The organism is Chromobacterium indicum (genome assembly GCF_039708975.1).
Classification (GTDB): domain Bacteria; phylum Pseudomonadota; class Gammaproteobacteria; order Burkholderiales; family Chromobacteriaceae; genus Chromobacterium; species Chromobacterium piscinae.
Window position 1 is genome coordinate 31,330 of record NZ_JAYFSJ010000024.1, and the last position, 15,928, is coordinate 47,257.

19 protein-coding genes are annotated in these 15,928 nt (G+C 64.4%); 8 read left to right on the forward strand and 11 right to left on the reverse strand.

Annotated elements, in window-relative coordinates; all coding sequences use genetic code 11:
* Window positions 1-12 precede the first annotated feature (12 nt).
* Entirely contained in the window at window positions 13-447 is a 435-nt protein-coding gene (locus VA599_RS23215; protein WP_346790858.1) for a Fur family transcriptional regulator, read from the reverse strand.
* Window positions 448-590: 143 nt separating this feature from the next.
* Here VA599_RS23215 and VA599_RS23220 point away from each other — a divergent pair, with 143 nt between their 5' ends.
* Together VA599_RS23220 and VA599_RS23225 are read left to right on the forward strand one after the other, a co-directional pair.
* On the forward strand, window positions 591-1,019 hold the full coding sequence (locus VA599_RS23220) for a c-type cytochrome (RefSeq protein ID WP_031295766.1): 429 nt from the start codon (window positions 591-593) through the stop codon (window positions 1,017-1,019).
* Between the two features lie 113 nt (window positions 1,020-1,132).
* Window positions 1,133-1,573, forward strand: coding sequence for a c-type cytochrome (locus tag VA599_RS23225; RefSeq protein WP_231154935.1), 441 nt, complete (start codon window positions 1,133-1,135; stop codon window positions 1,571-1,573).
* Window positions 1,574-1,697: 124 nt separating this feature from the next.
* On the opposite strand, the gene VA599_RS23230 is transcribed toward VA599_RS23225, so the two are convergent.
* Both VA599_RS23230 and VA599_RS23235 read right to left on the reverse strand, forming a co-directional pair.
* The gene (locus VA599_RS23230) at window positions 1,698-3,002 is read right to left on the reverse strand and encodes an ATP-binding protein (protein ID WP_346790859.1); all 1,305 of its coding nucleotides are present in this window, start codon (window positions 3,000-3,002) and stop codon (window positions 1,698-1,700) included.
* Window positions 2,999-3,664 (reverse strand): response regulator, encoded by a 666-nt coding sequence (locus VA599_RS23235; RefSeq protein ID WP_346790860.1) that lies wholly within the window; start codon window positions 3,662-3,664, stop codon window positions 2,999-3,001. The genes VA599_RS23230 and VA599_RS23235 overlap by 4 nt, the downstream gene beginning before the upstream one ends.
* A 109-nt stretch (window positions 3,665-3,773) precedes the next feature.
* Between VA599_RS23235 and dsbD the strand changes: the two genes are divergently transcribed.
* Genes dsbD through dsbG form a run of 3 tightly spaced genes read left to right on the forward strand, consistent with a single transcriptional unit; the run spans window position 3,774 to window position 7,137 of the window.
* The gene (gene dsbD, locus VA599_RS23240; RefSeq protein WP_346790861.1) at window positions 3,774-5,546 is read left to right on the forward strand and encodes a protein-disulfide reductase DsbD; all 1,773 of its coding nucleotides are present in this window, start codon (window positions 3,774-3,776) and stop codon (window positions 5,544-5,546) included.
* Window positions 5,543-6,379: a redoxin family protein gene (locus VA599_RS23245; RefSeq protein ID WP_346790863.1), complete on the forward strand. Its 837-nt coding sequence runs from the start codon at window positions 5,543-5,545 to the stop codon at window positions 6,377-6,379. Before dsbD ends, VA599_RS23245 begins: the two co-directional genes overlap by 4 nt.
* Entirely contained in the window at window positions 6,376-7,137 is a 762-nt protein-coding gene (gene dsbG, locus VA599_RS23250) for a thiol:disulfide interchange protein DsbG (RefSeq protein WP_346790864.1), read from the forward strand. The genes VA599_RS23245 and dsbG overlap by 4 nt, the downstream gene beginning before the upstream one ends.
* Window positions 7,138-7,271: 134 nt before the next feature.
* Here dsbG and VA599_RS23255 read toward each other — a convergent pair whose 3' ends face one another.
* Window positions 7,272-7,928, reverse strand: a complete 657-nt coding sequence (locus tag VA599_RS23255) for a cytochrome b/b6 domain-containing protein (RefSeq protein WP_346790865.1) — start codon at window positions 7,926-7,928, stop codon at window positions 7,272-7,274.
* Window positions 7,929-8,155: 227 nt separating this feature from the next.
* On the opposite strand from VA599_RS23255, the gene tyrS reads away from it, so the two are divergent.
* The gene (gene tyrS, locus VA599_RS23260; protein ID WP_021475727.1) at window positions 8,156-9,430 is read left to right on the forward strand and encodes a tyrosine--tRNA ligase; all 1,275 of its coding nucleotides are present in this window, start codon (window positions 8,156-8,158) and stop codon (window positions 9,428-9,430) included.
* Between the two features lie 105 nt (window positions 9,431-9,535).
* Here the strand turns inward: tyrS and VA599_RS23265 are convergent, their stop codons facing one another.
* From VA599_RS23265 to radC, 7 genes are all read right to left on the reverse strand, one after another.
* Window positions 9,536-10,087 carry a flavin reductase family protein gene (locus VA599_RS23265; RefSeq protein WP_021475728.1) on the reverse strand — a complete coding sequence of 184 codons (552 nt, stop codon included), beginning with the start codon at window positions 10,085-10,087 and terminating at the stop codon, window positions 9,536-9,538.
* Between the two features lie 43 nt (window positions 10,088-10,130).
* Complete coding sequence (locus tag VA599_RS23270; protein ID WP_021475729.1) at window positions 10,131-10,415, reverse strand: hypothetical protein; 285 nt, start codon at window positions 10,413-10,415, stop codon at window positions 10,131-10,133.
* Window positions 10,416-10,624: 209 nt separating this feature from the next.
* Window positions 10,625-11,818: a DUF3443 domain-containing protein gene (locus VA599_RS23275; RefSeq protein WP_346790866.1), complete on the reverse strand. Its 1,194-nt coding sequence runs from the start codon at window positions 11,816-11,818 to the stop codon at window positions 10,625-10,627.
* 37 nt (window positions 11,819-11,855) lie between these two features.
* Window positions 11,856-12,299, reverse strand: coding sequence for a DUF2844 domain-containing protein (locus VA599_RS23280; protein ID WP_231154944.1), 444 nt, complete (start codon window positions 12,297-12,299; stop codon window positions 11,856-11,858).
* A gap of 195 nt (window positions 12,300-12,494) precedes the next feature.
* On the reverse strand, window positions 12,495-12,869 hold the full coding sequence (locus tag VA599_RS23285) for a Gfo/Idh/MocA family oxidoreductase (RefSeq protein WP_031295776.1): 375 nt from the start codon (window positions 12,867-12,869) through the stop codon (window positions 12,495-12,497).
* Window positions 12,870-13,021: 152 nt separating this feature from the next.
* Window positions 13,022-13,273, reverse strand: coding sequence for a hypothetical protein (locus tag VA599_RS23290; RefSeq protein WP_021475733.1), 252 nt, complete (start codon window positions 13,271-13,273; stop codon window positions 13,022-13,024).
* A gap of 122 nt (window positions 13,274-13,395) precedes the next feature.
* Window positions 13,396-14,070, reverse strand: a complete 675-nt coding sequence (radC, locus tag VA599_RS23295; RefSeq protein ID WP_021475734.1) for a RadC family protein — start codon at window positions 14,068-14,070, stop codon at window positions 13,396-13,398.
* A 162-nt stretch (window positions 14,071-14,232) separates the two neighbouring features.
* Between radC and coaBC the strand changes: the two genes are divergently transcribed.
* Window positions 14,233-15,414 carry a bifunctional phosphopantothenoylcysteine decarboxylase/phosphopantothenate--cysteine ligase CoaBC gene (coaBC, locus tag VA599_RS23300; RefSeq protein WP_346790868.1) on the forward strand — a complete coding sequence of 394 codons (1,182 nt, stop codon included), beginning with the start codon at window positions 14,233-14,235 and terminating at the stop codon, window positions 15,412-15,414.
* Between the two features lie 52 nt (window positions 15,415-15,466).
* A complete protein-coding gene (gene dut, locus VA599_RS23305) occupies window positions 15,467-15,919 on the forward strand; it encodes a dUTP diphosphatase (RefSeq protein ID WP_021475736.1) in 453 nt (150 codons plus the stop codon).
* The last annotated feature ends 9 nt before the right edge of the window (window positions 15,920-15,928 follow it).

Below are 15,928 nucleotides of genomic sequence, written 5' to 3' on the forward strand. Positions count from 1 at the left end.
ATTTCTTCAGATTCAGGCTGCACAGGACTGGCAACGTCCGGCCAGCACCAGGTTTTGCGGGCTGAGCGCGAAGCCGGCGGCTTGCGCCATCTCGCGCAGCCGGGCCAGGCCGCTGGCGGCGTCCACTTCGTTGACGCGGCCGCATTGTTCGCACACCAGGATCAGGCTCTCGTGCTGGCAATCAAAATGCTCGCAGACGATGAAGCCGTTCAGCGCATCCACCTTGTGCAACAGGCCGTGCTCCACCAGGAAGTCCAGCGCGCGGTAGACGGTGGGCGGCGCGGCCGAGCCGCGCTGCTGCTGCAAGTCGGCCAGCACCTGGTAGGCCTTGACCACGCCGCTGCGGTTCAGCACCAGTTCCAGCACCTGGCGGCGCAGATTGGTGAGCTTGCTGCCGCGCGCGGCGCAATGGCGCTCGGCGGCGGCGAGATAGACGGTGGGGTCCATATTGATAGGCATAGGCTGAATAATGAACGAATGTTACTGTATAACATCACAACCATTCAACCATTTACATAATGCGGGTTTTGACGGTCCGCCCGCTGTGATAGGCTGCGGGCGTCTTTTCATGCCAAAAAAGGAAGCTTTCGATGAAAAAGATGTTAATGGCGTCGCTGGCGCTGCTGGTCGCCGGCCAGGCATTTGCCGCCGATCCGGCCAGCCAGCGCAAGGAGGCGTTCAAGCAGTACAAGCCGGTGGTCGGCGAGATGGGCAAGATGGTCAAAGGCGAAATCCCTTACAACAAGGACGAATTCGCCAAGCAGGCCGCCAAACTGGAACAGCTGTCGCAGCAACCCTGGCAATACTTCCCCGCCGGCAGCGGCGCGGGCAAGACTGACGCCAAGCCCGAAATCTGGAGCAAGCCCGCCGACTGGCAGAAAGCCATCGACAACCACAAGGCCGCCACCGCCAAGCTGAAGCAGGTGGCGCTGACCGGCGATCTGGCCGCGATCAAGGCCCAGTTCGGCGCCACCCAGCAGACCTGTAAGGCCTGCCACAAGGATTTCCGCAAGGATTGATCCTGATCTGGGCCGCCCACCCGGCCCCATTTCCCGCCGTCATCGATATAATCGGCTTTCGGCGCCGCGCGCGCCGGCATTCGACAATGCATAGCCCATCCATTCGAGACGCCATGAACAAGACATTGACCGCGCTGCTGCTGGCAGCGATCGCCATTCCCGCCGCCCACGCCGACACGCCGGCCGAGATCCGCAGCCAGGCCTTCAAGAAGATGCTGCTGCAATCGTTCGAGCCGATGGGCATGGCGGTGCGCGAGCGCGCGCCCTACGACAAGGCGAAGTTCGAGCAGCAGGCGGAAGCGATGAAGACGCTGGCCGCGGAACCGTTCAAGCACTTCCCGGCGAACAGCGTCACCGGCAAGAGCCGCGCCAAACCGGAAATCTGGAGCCAGCCGGCCAAATTCCAGGCCGACCGCGACGTCTTCCTGAAATCGGTTGACAACCTCGCCGCCGTCGCCAAAGCCGGCGACCTGGCCGCCATCAAGAAGGCCTACGGCCAAGTGGCGCAAAACTGCAAGACCTGTCACGACGCCTTCCGCGGCCCGGAAAAATAAGCGCCCGGCGCGGCGGAAAACAAAAAGCCGGCGCTTGCCGGCTTTGTCGTTTGGATCGTTTTGAGTCTGTTCAAAGTTTTGGCGCGGGACAACCGCGCGCAAAACACCTGGCACGCCGCCAACATCAATCCCTCGCCGGCAAAGCCAAGATGGCGCGCAAGCCTCCCCCCTCTCCGGCGCGCAGCGTCAGCCGCCCGCCAAAACGCTCGGCGATGGCCGCCGCAATCGCCAGGCCCAAGCCGCTGCCGCCCGCCGCCGACTGGCTTCCGCGCCAGAATCGCTGCGTGGCCTGGGCCATGGCCTCGGCGGACAAGCCAGGCCCTTGATCGGCGACTTCAAAATGCAGGCAAGCCCCATCCCGCCAAACGCTCAACCTGACTTGCGAGCCTGCCGGCGAATAACGCAAAGCGTTGTCCAGCAAGTTGCGCAGCGCGGTCACCGCCAGCGCCTGCGGCAACGCCAGCGGAGTCTGCGGCAAAGGGCCGATGGCGATGCGATCCGGCTGGCGCGGCGCGGCGTCGCGCGCGGCCAGGCTCACCACTTCGCCAGCCAGGGCCGGATGGCCGTCCTCCCAATCAAACTCGCCCTCCACCCGCGCCAAAGTGAGCAACTGGCTGAGGGTGTTTTGCAATCTGTCCGCCCCCTCCTCCGCATGCTCCAAGGCTATCTTCGCATCCCGCCCCTGGGTGATGCGGGCAACTTGCAGATGGGTTTTGATCGCCGTCAGCGGCGTGCGCAGCTCATGCGCGGCATCGCTGGTCAAGCGCCTCTCGCGCGAAAGCGCCTGGCCCATTTTCTCCAGCAAAGCATTGAGGCTGGCGGCTAAGGGCTGCAAATCGCCGGGCAAATGACGGGCATCCACCGGCTCCAAAGCGTCCGGCGCGCGGCGCGACAGCGATTGGCGCAAGCGCTCCAGCGGCAGCAGGCCCCGGCGCACGCCAAACCACAAGGTGATCAAGCTGCCGGCCAGCGCGGCGAAGAAGGGCACGGCGGCGGCCCAGCGCACATTGGCCAATAGCGCGTCGCGTTCGGTCAGCCTGTCGGCGGTGGTTACCCGCAGGCCGTTGGCCTCCGTCGTGTAGCTGCGCCAATGCACGCCGTCTATCACCTGATCGGCGTAACCCAGCGGCGGGCGGGACGCCGCCACCTTGGGCGCGCCGGGGGTACGCAGCAAAACCTCGCCGCGCACCGAAACAATCTGGCAGGCGATGCCGGCGTGGATGTCGGGAAAGCTTGGCAAGGCGCCCGCGCGCGGCGACGGCAACTGCGCCATCAATCCGGCCACCATCTGCGCCGACATCGCCAGCCGCTGGTCCAGCGTGCGGCTGAGCTGACGATTCAGATCATGCAGGGTCCAGGCCGTCACCGCCCCCCACAACAGGCTGAGCGAAACGCCGATCAAAAGCAGCAAACGCAGACGCAAGCTCATGCGCCGGCCCGCCCATAGCGATACCCCAGGCCGCGCACCGTCTCCACGATGTCCGGCCCCAGCTTGCGCCGCAAGTGGTGGATGTGGACGTTGAGCGCGTTGCTTTCGATTTCCTCGCTATAGTCGTACAGCCGGTCCTTGAGCTGCTCCGGGCTCAGGATGCGGTCGCGCGCCTGCATCAGCGCCGCCAGCAGCGCCAGCTCGCGCCGCGCCAGCGACACCGCTTGGCCATTGAGCCAAGCCTCGCCCCGCAGCGGGTCCAGCCGCAAAGGGCCGTCCTCCATCGCATCCACGCAGCGCCCGCCGGCACGGCGCTGCAAGGCGTGCAAGCGCGCCACCAGTTCGTCCAGATCAAATGGCTTGAGCAGGTAATCATCCGCCCCGGCGCGCAGCCCGGCCACCCGGTCCGCCACGCCGTCGCGCGCGCTGAGGACCAGAATGGGCAAGGCGACGCCTTTGGCGCGCAGCCGGGCCAGCAAGCGCATGCCATCCTCATCCGGCAGCCCCAGGTCCAAAATCATGGCGTCGGCGTCCAGCGTGGCCAACGCCGCCTCGGCCTGCGCCGCCGTGCTCACTCCATCCGCCACCAAGCCATGGGCGCGCAAACCGGCGATGATGCCCAGCGCGATCAGCTCATTGTCTTCCACCAGCAATACCCGCATGCCGCCCTCCTTGTCGCCAAGCTTGCGCGCGGCGGATTATCCCATAGTTAACGCCGCCTTAATCCCCCGCCAGCAGGCTTCCCGGCATCCCAACCATGAGGAGATGCCAATGTTGCGCTTAATCTGGAGCCTGTTCCTGCTCGCCCTGGCGTGGGCCGCGCCCGCCGGCGCGCAAACCGATTTTCTGCCGCCGGAGCAAGCGTTCCGGCTTAGCGTGGCCGAACTGGGAGACGGCCAGGTCAAGCTGAGCTGGGACATCAGCGACGGCTACTATCTGTACCGCAAGAACATCAAAGTGGAAGCCGTGCCGGCCGGCGACGCGCCATCGCTGGAAATGCCGGCGGGCCAAATCGTTTCCGACGAATTCTTCGGCGAGTCGGAAGTGTACTTCAAGCATCTGGAAGTGCTGGCGCAAGCCAATCAAGCGCGCCAGCTGCGCATAGGCTGGCAAGGCTGCGCCAAGGCCGGCCTGTGCTATCCGCCGCAAAGCCGCGTGATCACGCTGCAAAACCACGCGCCGCCGGCCGGCGCCGCAGCCGACATCGCGCCGGATGCCGCCGCAAGCGACGCCAGCGCGCAGGGCGAGGACCAGGCGCTGGCCGACCGGCTGGCGCAAGCGGGCATCGCTTGGGCGCTGCTGGCCTTTTTCGGCCTGGGCCTGCTGATGACCTTCACCCCCTGCGTGCTGCCTATGGTGCCGATACTCAGCAGCCTGATCGTCGGCAGCGGCGCCAGCCCCAAGCGCGGCTTCGTGCTGGCGCTGGCTTTTGTATTGCCGGTGGCGCTGACTTACGCCGCGCTGGGCGCGGCTGCCGCCGCCATGGGGGCCAATTTGCAAGCCGCCCTGCAAACGCCATGGGCGTTAGGCGTGTTCGCAGCCTTGTTCGTCCTGCTGGCGCTGGCGATGTTCGGCGTCTACGAATTGCAGCTGCCCGCCTTCTTCCGCGACCGTCTGAACCAAGCCAGCCAGCGCCAGCAAGGCGGCACCCTTGGCGGCGCGGCCGGCATGGGCGTGTTGTCCGCCTTGCTGGTTGGCCCGTGCATGACCGCGCCGCTGGCCGGCGCGCTGCTGTACATCAGCGAAAGCGGCGACATGCTCAAAGGCAGCCTGGCGCTGCTGGCCATGGGCCTGGGCATGGGCGCGCCGCTGCTGGCGGTGGGCGCGCTGGGGGCCAAGCTGCTGCCGCGTCCGGGCTTGTGGATGAACCGCGTCAAGGCAGCCTTCGGCTTTGTGCTGCTGGCGATGGCCATCTGGTTCCTGGAGCGGGTGCTGCCCGCCGCCGCCGCGTTGGCCTTGTCCGGCGCGTGGCTGTTCGCCGTGGCGGTGTGGCTGTTCAGCATCAGCCATCCCTGGCAAGCCAGCGGCCGGCAATGGTTGCTGCGCGGCAGCGCCGTCTTGCTGGGATTGTGGTCTGCCGCCATGCTGCTGGGCGCGGCCGCCGGCCAAGGCAACCCGCTGCAGCCTTTGGCCTTCTCCCTGTCCTCAAGCGCCGGCGCGCCGGCCTCGGCGATGGATGCCTTCACCACGCTGCGCAGCCCCGCCGCCTTGCAACGGGAACTTGACGCCGCCCGCGCCAAGGGGCAATGGACGCTGGTGGACTACTACGCCGACTGGTGCGTGGCCTGCAAGGAGATCGAGCATGAAGTGTTTGGCGATGCCCGCGTGCGACAAGCCTTGGCCGACATGCGCCTGCTGCGCCCTGACGTCACCGCAGCCAACGACGACAGCAGCCAGCTGATGGCCTCGCGCCAGGTGTTGGGACCGCCCACATTGCTGTTGATCGGCCCGGACGGCAAAGAGCGCCGGGCGCAACGCATCATCGGCAAGTTAAGCGCCGATGCCTTCCTCGCCCGCCTGAAACAGGCCAAAGAACAAGGATGACCATGCTGAGCTTCCACTTAGGCCCGCTGGCCATTCCCGCTGCCGCCGCGCTGCTGGGCGGCGCTTTGCTGGCCGCCCATGGCGCAGGCTGGCTGGCCGGACGCCGCCAGGGCGTCAGCGTGGCCGGCTATCTCAACGACATGCTGCTATGGGGCGCGCTGGCCGCGCGACTAGGCTTCGTCGCCATCTGGTTCGAACAATACCGGACGCAGCCTTGGAGCATGCTGGACCTACGCGACGGCGGCTTTTCGCCGTGGGCCGGCGCGCTGGGCGCCTTGGCCGTGGCGCTGTGGCGCGGCGGGAGGCAACCCGCCCTGCGCCAGCCGCTCACGGCTGCGCTTCTGGCCGGCGCGCTGGTTTGGGCCTCCGCCGAGGCTTGGCTCGCCCGAACGGAAGCCCCGCCGCTCTCCGGCCAAGTCCTGCGCAGCCTGTCCGGCTCGCCCATGACGCTGCCGGCGCTGGCGCAAGGCCATCCCACCGTGGTGAATTTGTGGGCCAGCTGGTGCCCGCCGTGCCGCCGCGAAATGCCTCTCTTGCAGAGCGCCCAGCAAAACGAGCCGGACATCCGCTTCGTCTTCGCCAACCAAGGCGAGGACGCCGCTACGGTCAATCAATACCTGCAAACGGAAGGATTGCGGCTGGGGCATGTGCTGCTCGACCCCGGCGGCGCGCTGGGCGCCGAATACGGCTCCGCCGCGCTGCCCACCACCCTGTTTTTCAATGCGCAAGGCCGCCTGGCCGCCACCCACTTGGGCGAACTCTCCGCCGCCACGCTGGCCAGCAAGCTGGCCGCGCTGCGCGACGCCCCCCATTCCGCAAAGGACACCCGATGACCACCTCGCGCCGAAACTGGCTGCTGCCACTATTGGCCCTGCCGCTTAGCCTGCCCGCGCTGGCCGCACCGGCCAAACCCTTGCCCGCGCCACTGCGGGCGCTGGAACAGCAAGGCTATGAAATCCTGGACCGCTTCGCCGCCCCCGGCGGCATGACCGGCTACGCCGCGCTCTACCTGAGCCGGCCGCAAACCATCTACCTCACCGCCGACGGCAAGCAGGCCATTGTCGGCGCCATGCTGGATAGCAAGGGGCAAGCCTGGAATCAGGCCGGCTTGGACAAACAGTTCGGTCAAGCGCGGTGGCAACAGCTGGAAGGCAGTTTCTGGATCGCCGATGGAGACAGCAAAGCGCCGCGCGTGCTCTACGCCTTCACCGACCCCAACTGCCCTTATTGCAACAAGTTCTGGAATGATGCCCGCCCCTGGGTCAAAGCCGGGAAAGTGCAAATCCGCCATATCATGGTGGGCATCATCAAACCGGACAGCCCCGGCAAGGCAGCGGCCATTCTGGGCGACAGCAACCCGGCCGCCGCTTTCGACCGCCACGAGCGGCAACACGCCAGCGGCGGCGTCAAACCATTAACCGCTATTCCGCCAGCCGTTCAGGCCAAGCTGGACAGCAACCACCGGCTGATGGAGCGCTTCGGCGCGTTCGCCACGCCGATGATTTTCTTCAAGGATGACAAAGGGAAAATGCAGAAGGTGCAAGGCGCGCCGCCTGCCAACAGCCTGCGGCAAATCCTGGGGCCCCGCTGACAAGCTGAAACACAACGGCGGCGCGCCGCAAAACCGACGCGCCGCCGCGATGGCAGCCTCATCCCGCTTACCTGACAACCGGCACGCAAGCGAAAGCCGTTTTCGACGACACGGCGCAGACTATGGGCTGGCGCTTACCGCAGCAGCGCGAAATACAAGCCGCCGGCCGACAGCAACAGCGCCGCCAAAGCCAGCGCGCCGTGCGTGAAACGCAGGCTAGGCTTCTCTCCGGCCATTCTCTTGTAGCCGGTGAGCATCGGCCCCACCAGGTTCTGCTTCTTCACCACCCGGTAGACGACGATGGCGGCGATGTGCAGCGCCACCAGGCCCAACAGGCCGTTGAACAGCAGCTTGTGCGCGCCGGTGGCGGATTCCGCCAGACCACTGTCGATGTGTTTGGCCAGTGGGCCATTGTACAGATAACTGTCCACATCGGCGGCGAACAAGCCGGTCAGCACCTGCGCGGCCAGCGCCAGCAACATCGCCACCACCATCCAGCCGCCCAGAGGGTTGTGGCCCGGCGCTTCATGCTCCGGCAGTTCGCCCTTCAGATAGCGCAGGATGGCTTTCGGACCGCGCACGAAACTGGAAAAGCGCGCGGTCTGGCTGCCGATCACTCCCCAGATCAGACGGAACACCAGCAGCGACGCCAGCGCGACGCCGCAATAGATATGGTATTGCAGCCATTCGCCGCCCTGCTCCGCGCAGTACCACATGGCGCAGAACAATCCCACCAGCGTCCAGTGGAACAAACGAGTGGGGACATCCCATACCTTTACCTGCTGCGACATCGATTTTTTCCTTTCCTGATTTCCCGCCCGACATTTTGCCGCAATGCGGCATCTGGGCAAACCCGCCCATGCTACGGGTATGGCCATTCTACGCCCGGAGGCGCAATTCGCTCCATTTTCGGTTAAGATGGACGTTTTTCCCGGCGGCGCAAAGCGGCGCCGGAACCGCATCCCATGACGGCCCCGCAACGGGCCGTTGTTTTCTACCGTGTTGGAGACCCAGTCAAATGACGCAAACCGCCCTTCTTCAGGATCTGGAGGCCCGCGGCCTCATCGCGCAAACCACCGATATGGCTGCGCTGCAAGAACTGCTGAACAAGGAATCGGTTACGCTTTATTGCGGCTTCGACCCGACGGCGGACAGCCTGCACCTCGGCCACCTGGTCCCGGTTCTCATGCTCAAGCGCTTCCAGCAGGCCGGCCACCGGCCGGTGGCGCTGGTGGGCGGCGCCACCGGCATGATCGGCGACCCGAGCTTCAAGGCCACCGAACGCAAACTGAACACCCCGGACATCATCGAAGGCTGGGTGGATAAAATCCGCAAGCAGGTGGAGCCCTTCCTGTCCTTCGAAGGCGGCAACGCCGCCATCATGGCCAACAACTACGACTGGTTCGGCCAGATGGGCGCACTGGAGTTCCTGCGCGACATCGGCAAGCATTTCTCGGTCAACGCCATGATCAAGAAGGAGGCCGTGCAACAGCGCATCGCCCGCGAAGACCAGGGCATCTCTTTCACCGAATTCTCCTACAGCCTGCTGCAGGGCTATGACTTTGCCGAACTGTATCGCCGCCACGGCTGCAAGCTGCAGATCGGCGGCTCCGACCAGTGGGGCAACATCACCGCCGGCACCGACCTGACCCGCCGCATCCATCAGACCCAGGTGTACGGCCTGACGCTGCCCTTGATCACCAAGGCTGACGGCACCAAGTTCGGCAAGAGCGAAGGCAACGCGGTCTGGCTGGACGCGAGCAAAACCTCGCCTTACGCCTTCTACCAGTTCTGGCTTTCCACCGCCGACGCCGACGTGTACAAGTTCCTGCGCTACTTCACCTTCCTGTCGGTGGACGAGATCGCCGCGATCGAGGAGGCCGACAAGACCCGCGAGGGCAAGCCGGAAGGCCAACGCATCCTGGCCGAGCAAGTGACCGCGCTGGTGCATGGCAAGGCCGCGCTGGAAGCTGCGCAACGCATCACCCACAGCCTGTTCAGCAATGATCTGTCCAGCCTGACCGCCGACGACTTCGCCCAGCTGGCGCAGGACGGCCTGCCGACCATCCGCCTGGACAAGAGCGCCAGCGGCCTGATCGACGCGCTGGCCGCCGGCGGCCTGGCCAAGTCCAAGAGCGAGGCGCGCACCTTCATCCAGAGCGGCGCGGTCAGCGTCAACGGCATCAAGGTGGACAGCCTGGAGCACGCGATCGGCGACGGCGAACGCCTGTTCGGCCAATACTCGCTGCTCAAGCGCGGCAAGAAGCTGTACGCGCTGGTGGACTGGCAGTAAGCGCCGCGACGCCAACAAAAAAGCCCGCCGTGATGGCGGGCTTTTTTTATCGGATCACAGTCACGGCGTTTGGCGCCTGTTCGCGATCATAAACGGGTTCTTTTCTTACACGCTGAACGCCTCGCCGGTGGCGAAGAAAGCGCCGCCGGCGATGTAATGCAGGCTGCGCTTGGCGTCATCGGCAAAATGCCAACGGCCATCGCTGTAAACTTCGCTGTCGGCCTGGGCCGCGACGACTTCGCCGATGAACAGATCGTACTGCCGCTGGTTATGCGGCTCCTGCACCACCCTGCATTCCAGGTAAGCGATGCAGCCGGCCACCCGCGGCGCGCCCACTTTCAGCCCAGGCATGGGCTCCAGCCCGCTGGAGGCGAACTTGTCCTGCCCGTGGCCGCTCTCGCTGCCGACCTGCACCACTTGCGCCGCCTGGGCGCGGCACGGGATGTTGAGCACGAATTCGCCGCTGGCCTCGATCAGCTCGCGGGTATAGGTGGACTTGTCCACCACCACCAGCACCTTGGGCGGATCGAAATCCAGCGGCATCGCCCAAGCCGCCGCCATCACATTGCGCCTGCCGCCCGCCGCGCTGCTCACCAGCACCGTCGGCCCGTGGTTCAACAAACGATAGGATTTGGCCAGTTCCACATCCGCCAGCATGGTCGTCTCCGTCGCGCAAATACGACCATTCTAACAGCAAGCGTCAGCCGGCCGAGGCGTCCAGATGGCACAGCTGCTGCTGCAGGCCATGGTCGCGCGCCAGAATGGACTCGACCAACTTGCTGCGCGCGGCGATGTGATGATCGGCATGCCAATCCTTCAACAGCGCCATGCCCAGCTCAAAATAGGACTGCTCGATCCCGCACAACCGCCTCAGGTCGAACGGCTGCCCCAGTTGCAAGCCGGCCACCATTTGCAGCAACACCTCCACCTGTTCCGGCTCTTCGCTCTGATCCAGCAACTGGCGTATCTTCTTCGCCGCGTTCACGCTTGTTCCGAAATAAAAATGACATGGAAATGTAGCATGGAACGAATGCCGGCTTAACTGATATTTCGTGCTGCCCATATAACAAAAAAAGGCCCGGAATGTTCCGGGCCTGTTTGCCATTATCCTCAAGCACAAAGACAGAGGAGATGTCATCGTGATGACGATTGCGTTATAGATCAGATATTGTTGCGCCGCAAGATCGGACTAGATCAGAAAATATACATAGGTCCTGATCCCAAGGGATTGCTGCCGCCGACAAAACCGATGAACACGCTGCGCCCATAGAAGAACGGCAGGCCCCAGTCGAATTGAGTGGACAATGAGCCCGAGGCCGGCGCCGCAATGCCCGGCATGGCCGCATAGTTGTTGCTCGTCAGATATTGCGCGCTGATCACGCTGAAGTTGATGGTGCTGCTGCTGGAGCCGCTGGACAGCACCGCGCTCAGATTCTGCTGCGAGGACGGGCAAAACCAGGTCGAGCTGTATACTGTACAAGTACTGATGCCGCTATCCGGGAAGAACAGGATATTGGAGCCGCTGTCGATGAAACTGGAATAGCTGACGCCCTTGTAACTGGTGTTGATGGTAAAACCGGCGTTGGCGGCGGGGAAGGCCTGCGCTCCGCCTGGAATCGCATTGTTCGACTGCGTGCCGATGCCGAAGATCAGCGAGCCCGTCGCCGTCGCCGTCCCGGTTACAGTCACGCTGGGCAACTGCAGCAATACGCCATTGTTATCGCCGCTGAACGCCGCCACCGGATTCGCCACCTGCTGCGAAACAGGCACCGCGCCGCCGACACAACTGGATGCTCCCGAGCATAGGTAATACACGCTGTTCAGCGAGCTGTTCGCGCAACTGCCGCCGCAGTCCTGCAAAGCCTGGCTGACGCCGATGATCCCATTCGCTCCAAGACCGGCGAGACTGCCGGCATTGGTGCCCCGCGACGCGCAGCCGCTAGGAACCGTGGTGTAAACCGGGTCAGATATCACCTGCATCGGCAACGAACTCGCCACCTTGCCCGCCATTTTGACATCGGCCAGCTTGACCGCGCCCCAGGTGATGCTCGTGACAAACTGCATGCACTCCACGACCTGGCGGCTACTCACCTGCTGGCTGCCCAATCCGGCAAGCAGCGAGGAGTTCAATGCCGACCCCAGTATCCTCAGGCCAGTGGAGCCGGTGTCGACGAGGACATGATCTATGGTCTGGCAATTGCTGGTGCTGCCCGGCGCGCACACGGTGACCGAGACATAAGGAATGTTGAACGCCCCCTGCGCGCCGCTTGGCCCCGAGTCCACCGTCATCGTCACGCTATTGGCGGAAGTGCTCCCGCTGTTGCCGCCGTTGGACAGATTGTCTCCCCCCCCGCCGCCGCCGCCACCGCAGGCGCTCAACAACAGCATCAGGCATATCGACATTATTCTGCGCATCGTTTCGCCCTCATTTCAGCTGGTCAACCGTCACGCCCGCCGGCAACAGCGCGCTGTCGTAGGCAAAGCCGGAAAATGCTCCCAGCCTGCCGCTGGACTGCACCACAAAGCTGCCAACCTGCCCCCGCATCCCGTTCAGCCCCTGGCGATTGCCTTGCTGAGACTGGCGAAAGGCGGGGAAGTAGCCGCCCAGCAACTGCTGCAGATCCGGCAGCGTCGCTCCGCTCCAGGCTACAGCGAACACCGTGCCGTCTCCGGCGACAAATTGGCGTATCACCCGCCCCGCCGCATCCTGATCCTGCACCACGCGATAAGGCGCGCCGATGGCCGCCGCCGTCAATTGACGGCCCGCCACCGGCGCGGAAGACGATAAATCGATGCGCTGCCCAAGGGCGGCGAAGGCGAGTCCGGGCAGCAATAGCAGCAGCCAGGCGGATGAAGATGGCTTGATCATTGAATTCCCCTTGCACGGCGATGAAGGATAGCCCGCGGCGCCATACCGCGCGGACTACACTCTCAGCATACAAGAACGCGGCCCCGCCGGAACCGCCGACTGGAGAATAAAAAAGCGGGAGGCGCAAGCCTCCCGCATCCCCTCGTGCAGCTCTCCCTTATCGCTGGGACAGCCTCACATTCCAAACATTTCAGATCAATAGCTTAGCTCGTCATGCCTGGTTTCCACCCAGCGGCCGGCGCCCAGCGACAGCATCAGCAAGGCGACCCGCTCGTGCACGATCACGGTATGAGTGTTGCCGGAAAACTGCATGTAACGGCGCAAATCCTCCCTAACCTTGCGCGACCCGGTGACATCGATGATGATGTCGACGCGCTCGCCCTGCTCTGCGATCTCGATGAAGTTATCGGTCACCGGCACGCCGCGCTCCTTGGCCAGCAAAATGCCCGGCAACTGCAGATCCAGATCCGCCACGCCGACCAGATCGACGAACGACGCATCCAGCAACTGCTTCAGCAAAGGCGTGCCTGTTTCCCCCACTCCCACCATGCCTATCCTGAACTTTTGCATACGCGCTCCACGCTCCCGATTTATGACTGGCAAATAACAGCCGCCACTCTAGAACATCGCGCCCGTGCCGGAGTTGAGGCAGGTCAAACCACGGCCGCCAAACGAAATGGCCCGGCGTCGGCCGGGCCATCGGGGAATGCGGAGACTAAGCGTCAATGCAGATTCTGCTGCGACAGGAAACGGAGGTAGCCCAGGCCCTCCAGCCAGAACCCTCCATCGGCCAGCGGCGTGGCGTCGGTCAGGTCGGCCACGGTCAGCACCAGCTCCTGGCCATCCAGCGTGGCCTCCAGCACCACGTCGTCGTCGTCTGAAAACTCTTCTGAAACCGTGTGGAAGTCCGGCTTGACGAACTGGTTGTTGACCTGAATGTAATCCGATTCATTCAGCAAACGCAGGATGTTCATGACGACCTCCTTATGATGCGGTGGAGAACAAAGGTCAAGCAGACAGTTATTGTTCGCGGGCCCCGCCATCGGGAGCGGCACTGTCAAACCGCCATCGCATCAAGCCCCGCGCTCACACGCCTTTACAGCCAGCCTCGCTCGGCGAACGACTCCGCGTGCCCGCCGGTTACGACAAAATGGTCAAGTAACCTGATATCGACCAGTTCCAGCGCCCGCTTGAGCGTGTCGGTCAGCACCCGATCGGCGCTGGACGGCTCGCTGACGCCTGACGGGTGATTATGCGCGATAATCAGCGCCGCCGCATTGTGCCGCAACGCCCGCCGCAACACTTCGCGCGGATACACCCGGGTCTCGGTCAAGGTTCCCTTGAACACTTCTTCGACTTCGATCAGCCGGTTTTGTGCCGACAGAAAAATCACAACAAATGTTTCGACCTCCCGCCTGCCTATGCTCAGCCTCAGATAATCCCTCACCTGCTGCGGGCTGGACAGCGCGTCGCCCAGTTTCAGCTGCTCCGACAGCGCCCGCCGCGCCAGCTCGGTGCAGGCCATCAATTGCGCGTATTTCGCCTCCCCGAGGCCCTGCTTGGCCTTGAACGCCGGCAGCGGCGCGGCCAGCAGCGCCGAGAGGGAGCCGAATTCCTGCAGCAGCCGCCGCGCCAGCTCCACCGCGTTTACGCCCTTGATGCCGGTGCGCAGGAAGATGGCCAGCAATTCGGAATCATTCAGCGTCGCGGCGCCCTGGGACAACAGCTTCTCCCGTGGACGCTCGGACTCGGGCCAACTGGCGATGGACATCTCGCGCTCTCCTTCTGGCTATAGCATTGTTTGTGGGGTCAGGCCAACAAGATAGAAGCAGGCAATGACATTAACATTGGCATGAACTGCCGACGACACGACCACCCGAAAGGACAAATCCGCTAGAATGGCCAGTTTACGGCTGATTTCGAAACCATAGAGATGACTGCCAAACGCATCCTCCTCGGCATCGGCGGCGGCATCGCCGCCTACAAGTCGGCCGAGCTGACCCGCCAGCTGATCAAGGCCGGGCACCAAGTGGAAGTGGTGATGACCGAATCGGCCACCCATTTCGTGACGCCCGCCACCTTCCAGGCGCTGTCGGGCCATACCGTCTACACCGATCTGTGGGATCCGCGCCCCAGCAATGCGATGGCCCATATCGAGCTGTCGCGCCGCGCCGACGCCTTCCTGATCGCGCCAGCCACCGCCAACCTGCTGTTCAAGCTGGCCCACGGCGCTTGCGACGACCTGGTCTCCACGCTGGCCGCGGCTCGGACCTGCCCGCTGATCGTCGCCCCGGCGATGAATCTGCAAATGTGGCAAAACCCGCCCAACCAGCGCAACATCGCCCAGCTGGAAGCGGACGGAGCGACCGTGTTCGGCCCCGGCAACGGTTTCCAGGCCTGCGGCGAGACCGGCGACGGCCGCATGCTGGAGCCGCATGAAATCGTCGAGCTGCTGCGCGGCTTTTTCGCCGACAAGCTGCTCGCCGGCAAGAAAGTGCTGCTGACGGCGGGCCCGACGTATGAAGCGATAGACGCGGTGCGCGGCATCACCAACATCAGCTCCGGCAAGATGGGTTACGCGCTGGCGCGCGCCTGCCGCGACGCCGGCGCCGAAGTCACGCTGGTATCCGGCCCCACCGGCATGGACGCGCCCTTGAACGTGCGCCGGCTGGACGTGCAGAGCGCGGCCGAGATGCAACAGGCTGTGCTGACCGAGGTGGGCCGCAGCGATGTGTTCATTTCCGTGGCGGCGGTGGCCGACTACCGGGTGAAGAACCGCAGCGAGCACAAGATCAAGAAAGGCGCCGCCGCGCCGACGATCGAGCTGGAAGAAAACCCGGACATCCTGGCCACCGTCGCCAGCCTGCCCGCCGCGCCGTTCTGTGTCGGTTTCGCCGCCGAAAGCCAGAACCTGCTGGAATTCGCCGAGGCCAAGCGCAGGCGCAAGAAGCTGCCCATGCTGGTGGCCAACCTCGCCCAGCAGGCGATGGGCGCCGACGACAACCAAGTGGTGCTGCTGGACGACGCCGGCGAGCACCCGCTGCCGCAGATGCCGAAGGACGACGTGGCCGCCGCCATCGTCCGCCACCTGGCCGCCCTGCTGGCCAAGCGCTGAAGAATCAACCATCGGGCGGCTTTCCGGCCGCCCCGCATCACAAGGAAACACCATGCAACCCGTTATCGACGTCAAGATCCTGGACGCGCGCCTGCGCGACAATCTGCCCGCCTACGCCACCTCCGGCTCGGCCGGCCTGGATCTGCGCGCCGCCACTGAAGAAACGATGACCATCCAGCCGGGCGAAACCAAGCTGATCCCGACCGGCATCGCCATCCACCTGAACGATCCGGGCCTGGCCGCCATGCTGCTGCCGCGCTCCGGCCTCGGCCACAAGCACGGCATCGTGCTGGGCAATCTGGTCGGCCTGATCGATTCCGACTATCAGGGCCAGATGTTCGTCTCGGTCTGGAACCGCGGCCAGGAACCGTTCCGCCTGGAGCCGATGGAGCGCATCGCCCAGATGGTGATCGTGCCGGTGGTGCAGGTGGGCTTCAATATCGTCGACGACTTCGACGCTTCCGACCGCGGCGCCGGCGGCTTCGGCAGCACTGGTCGCGGCTAGGACTGTTTT

Coding starts and splice junctions, on each gene's coding strand:
- VA599_RS23215 (WP_346790858.1), bottom strand. CDS start 447: ATGGACCCCACCGTCTATCTCGCCGCCGCCGAGCGCCATTGCGCCGCG.
- VA599_RS23220 (WP_031295766.1), top strand. CDS start 591: ATGAAAAAGATGTTAATGGCGTCGCTGGCGCTGCTGGTCGCCGGCCAG.
- VA599_RS23225 (WP_231154935.1), top strand. CDS start 1,133: ATGAACAAGACATTGACCGCGCTGCTGCTGGCAGCGATCGCCATTCCC.
- VA599_RS23230 (WP_346790859.1), bottom strand. CDS start 3,002: ATGAGCTTGCGTCTGCGTTTGCTGCTTTTGATCGGCGTTTCGCTCAGC.
- VA599_RS23235 (WP_346790860.1), bottom strand. CDS start 3,664: ATGCGGGTATTGCTGGTGGAAGACAATGAGCTGATCGCGCTGGGCATC.
- dsbD (WP_346790861.1), top strand. CDS start 3,774: ATGTTGCGCTTAATCTGGAGCCTGTTCCTGCTCGCCCTGGCGTGGGCC.
- VA599_RS23245 (WP_346790863.1), top strand. CDS start 5,543: ATGACCATGCTGAGCTTCCACTTAGGCCCGCTGGCCATTCCCGCTGCC.
- dsbG (WP_346790864.1), top strand. CDS start 6,376: ATGACCACCTCGCGCCGAAACTGGCTGCTGCCACTATTGGCCCTGCCG.
- VA599_RS23255 (WP_346790865.1), bottom strand. CDS start 7,928: ATGTCGCAGCAGGTAAAGGTATGGGATGTCCCCACTCGTTTGTTCCAC.
- tyrS (WP_021475727.1), top strand. CDS start 8,156: ATGACGCAAACCGCCCTTCTTCAGGATCTGGAGGCCCGCGGCCTCATC.
- VA599_RS23265 (WP_021475728.1), bottom strand. CDS start 10,087: ATGCTGGCGGATGTGGAACTGGCCAAATCCTATCGTTTGTTGAACCAC.
- VA599_RS23275 (WP_346790866.1), bottom strand. CDS start 11,818: ATGCTGTTGTTGAGCGCCTGCGGTGGCGGCGGCGGCGGGGGGGGAGAC.
- VA599_RS23280 (WP_231154944.1), bottom strand. CDS start 12,299: ATGATCAAGCCATCTTCATCCGCCTGGCTGCTGCTATTGCTGCCCGGA.
- VA599_RS23285 (WP_031295776.1), bottom strand. CDS start 12,869: ATGCAAAAGTTCAGGATAGGCATGGTGGGAGTGGGGGAAACAGGCACG.
- VA599_RS23290 (WP_021475733.1), bottom strand. CDS start 13,273: ATGAACATCCTGCGTTTGCTGAATGAATCGGATTACATTCAGGTCAAC.
- radC (WP_021475734.1), bottom strand. CDS start 14,070: ATGTCCATCGCCAGTTGGCCCGAGTCCGAGCGTCCACGGGAGAAGCTG.
- coaBC (WP_346790868.1), top strand. CDS start 14,233: ATGACTGCCAAACGCATCCTCCTCGGCATCGGCGGCGGCATCGCCGCC.
- dut (WP_021475736.1), top strand. CDS start 15,467: ATGCAACCCGTTATCGACGTCAAGATCCTGGACGCGCGCCTGCGCGAC.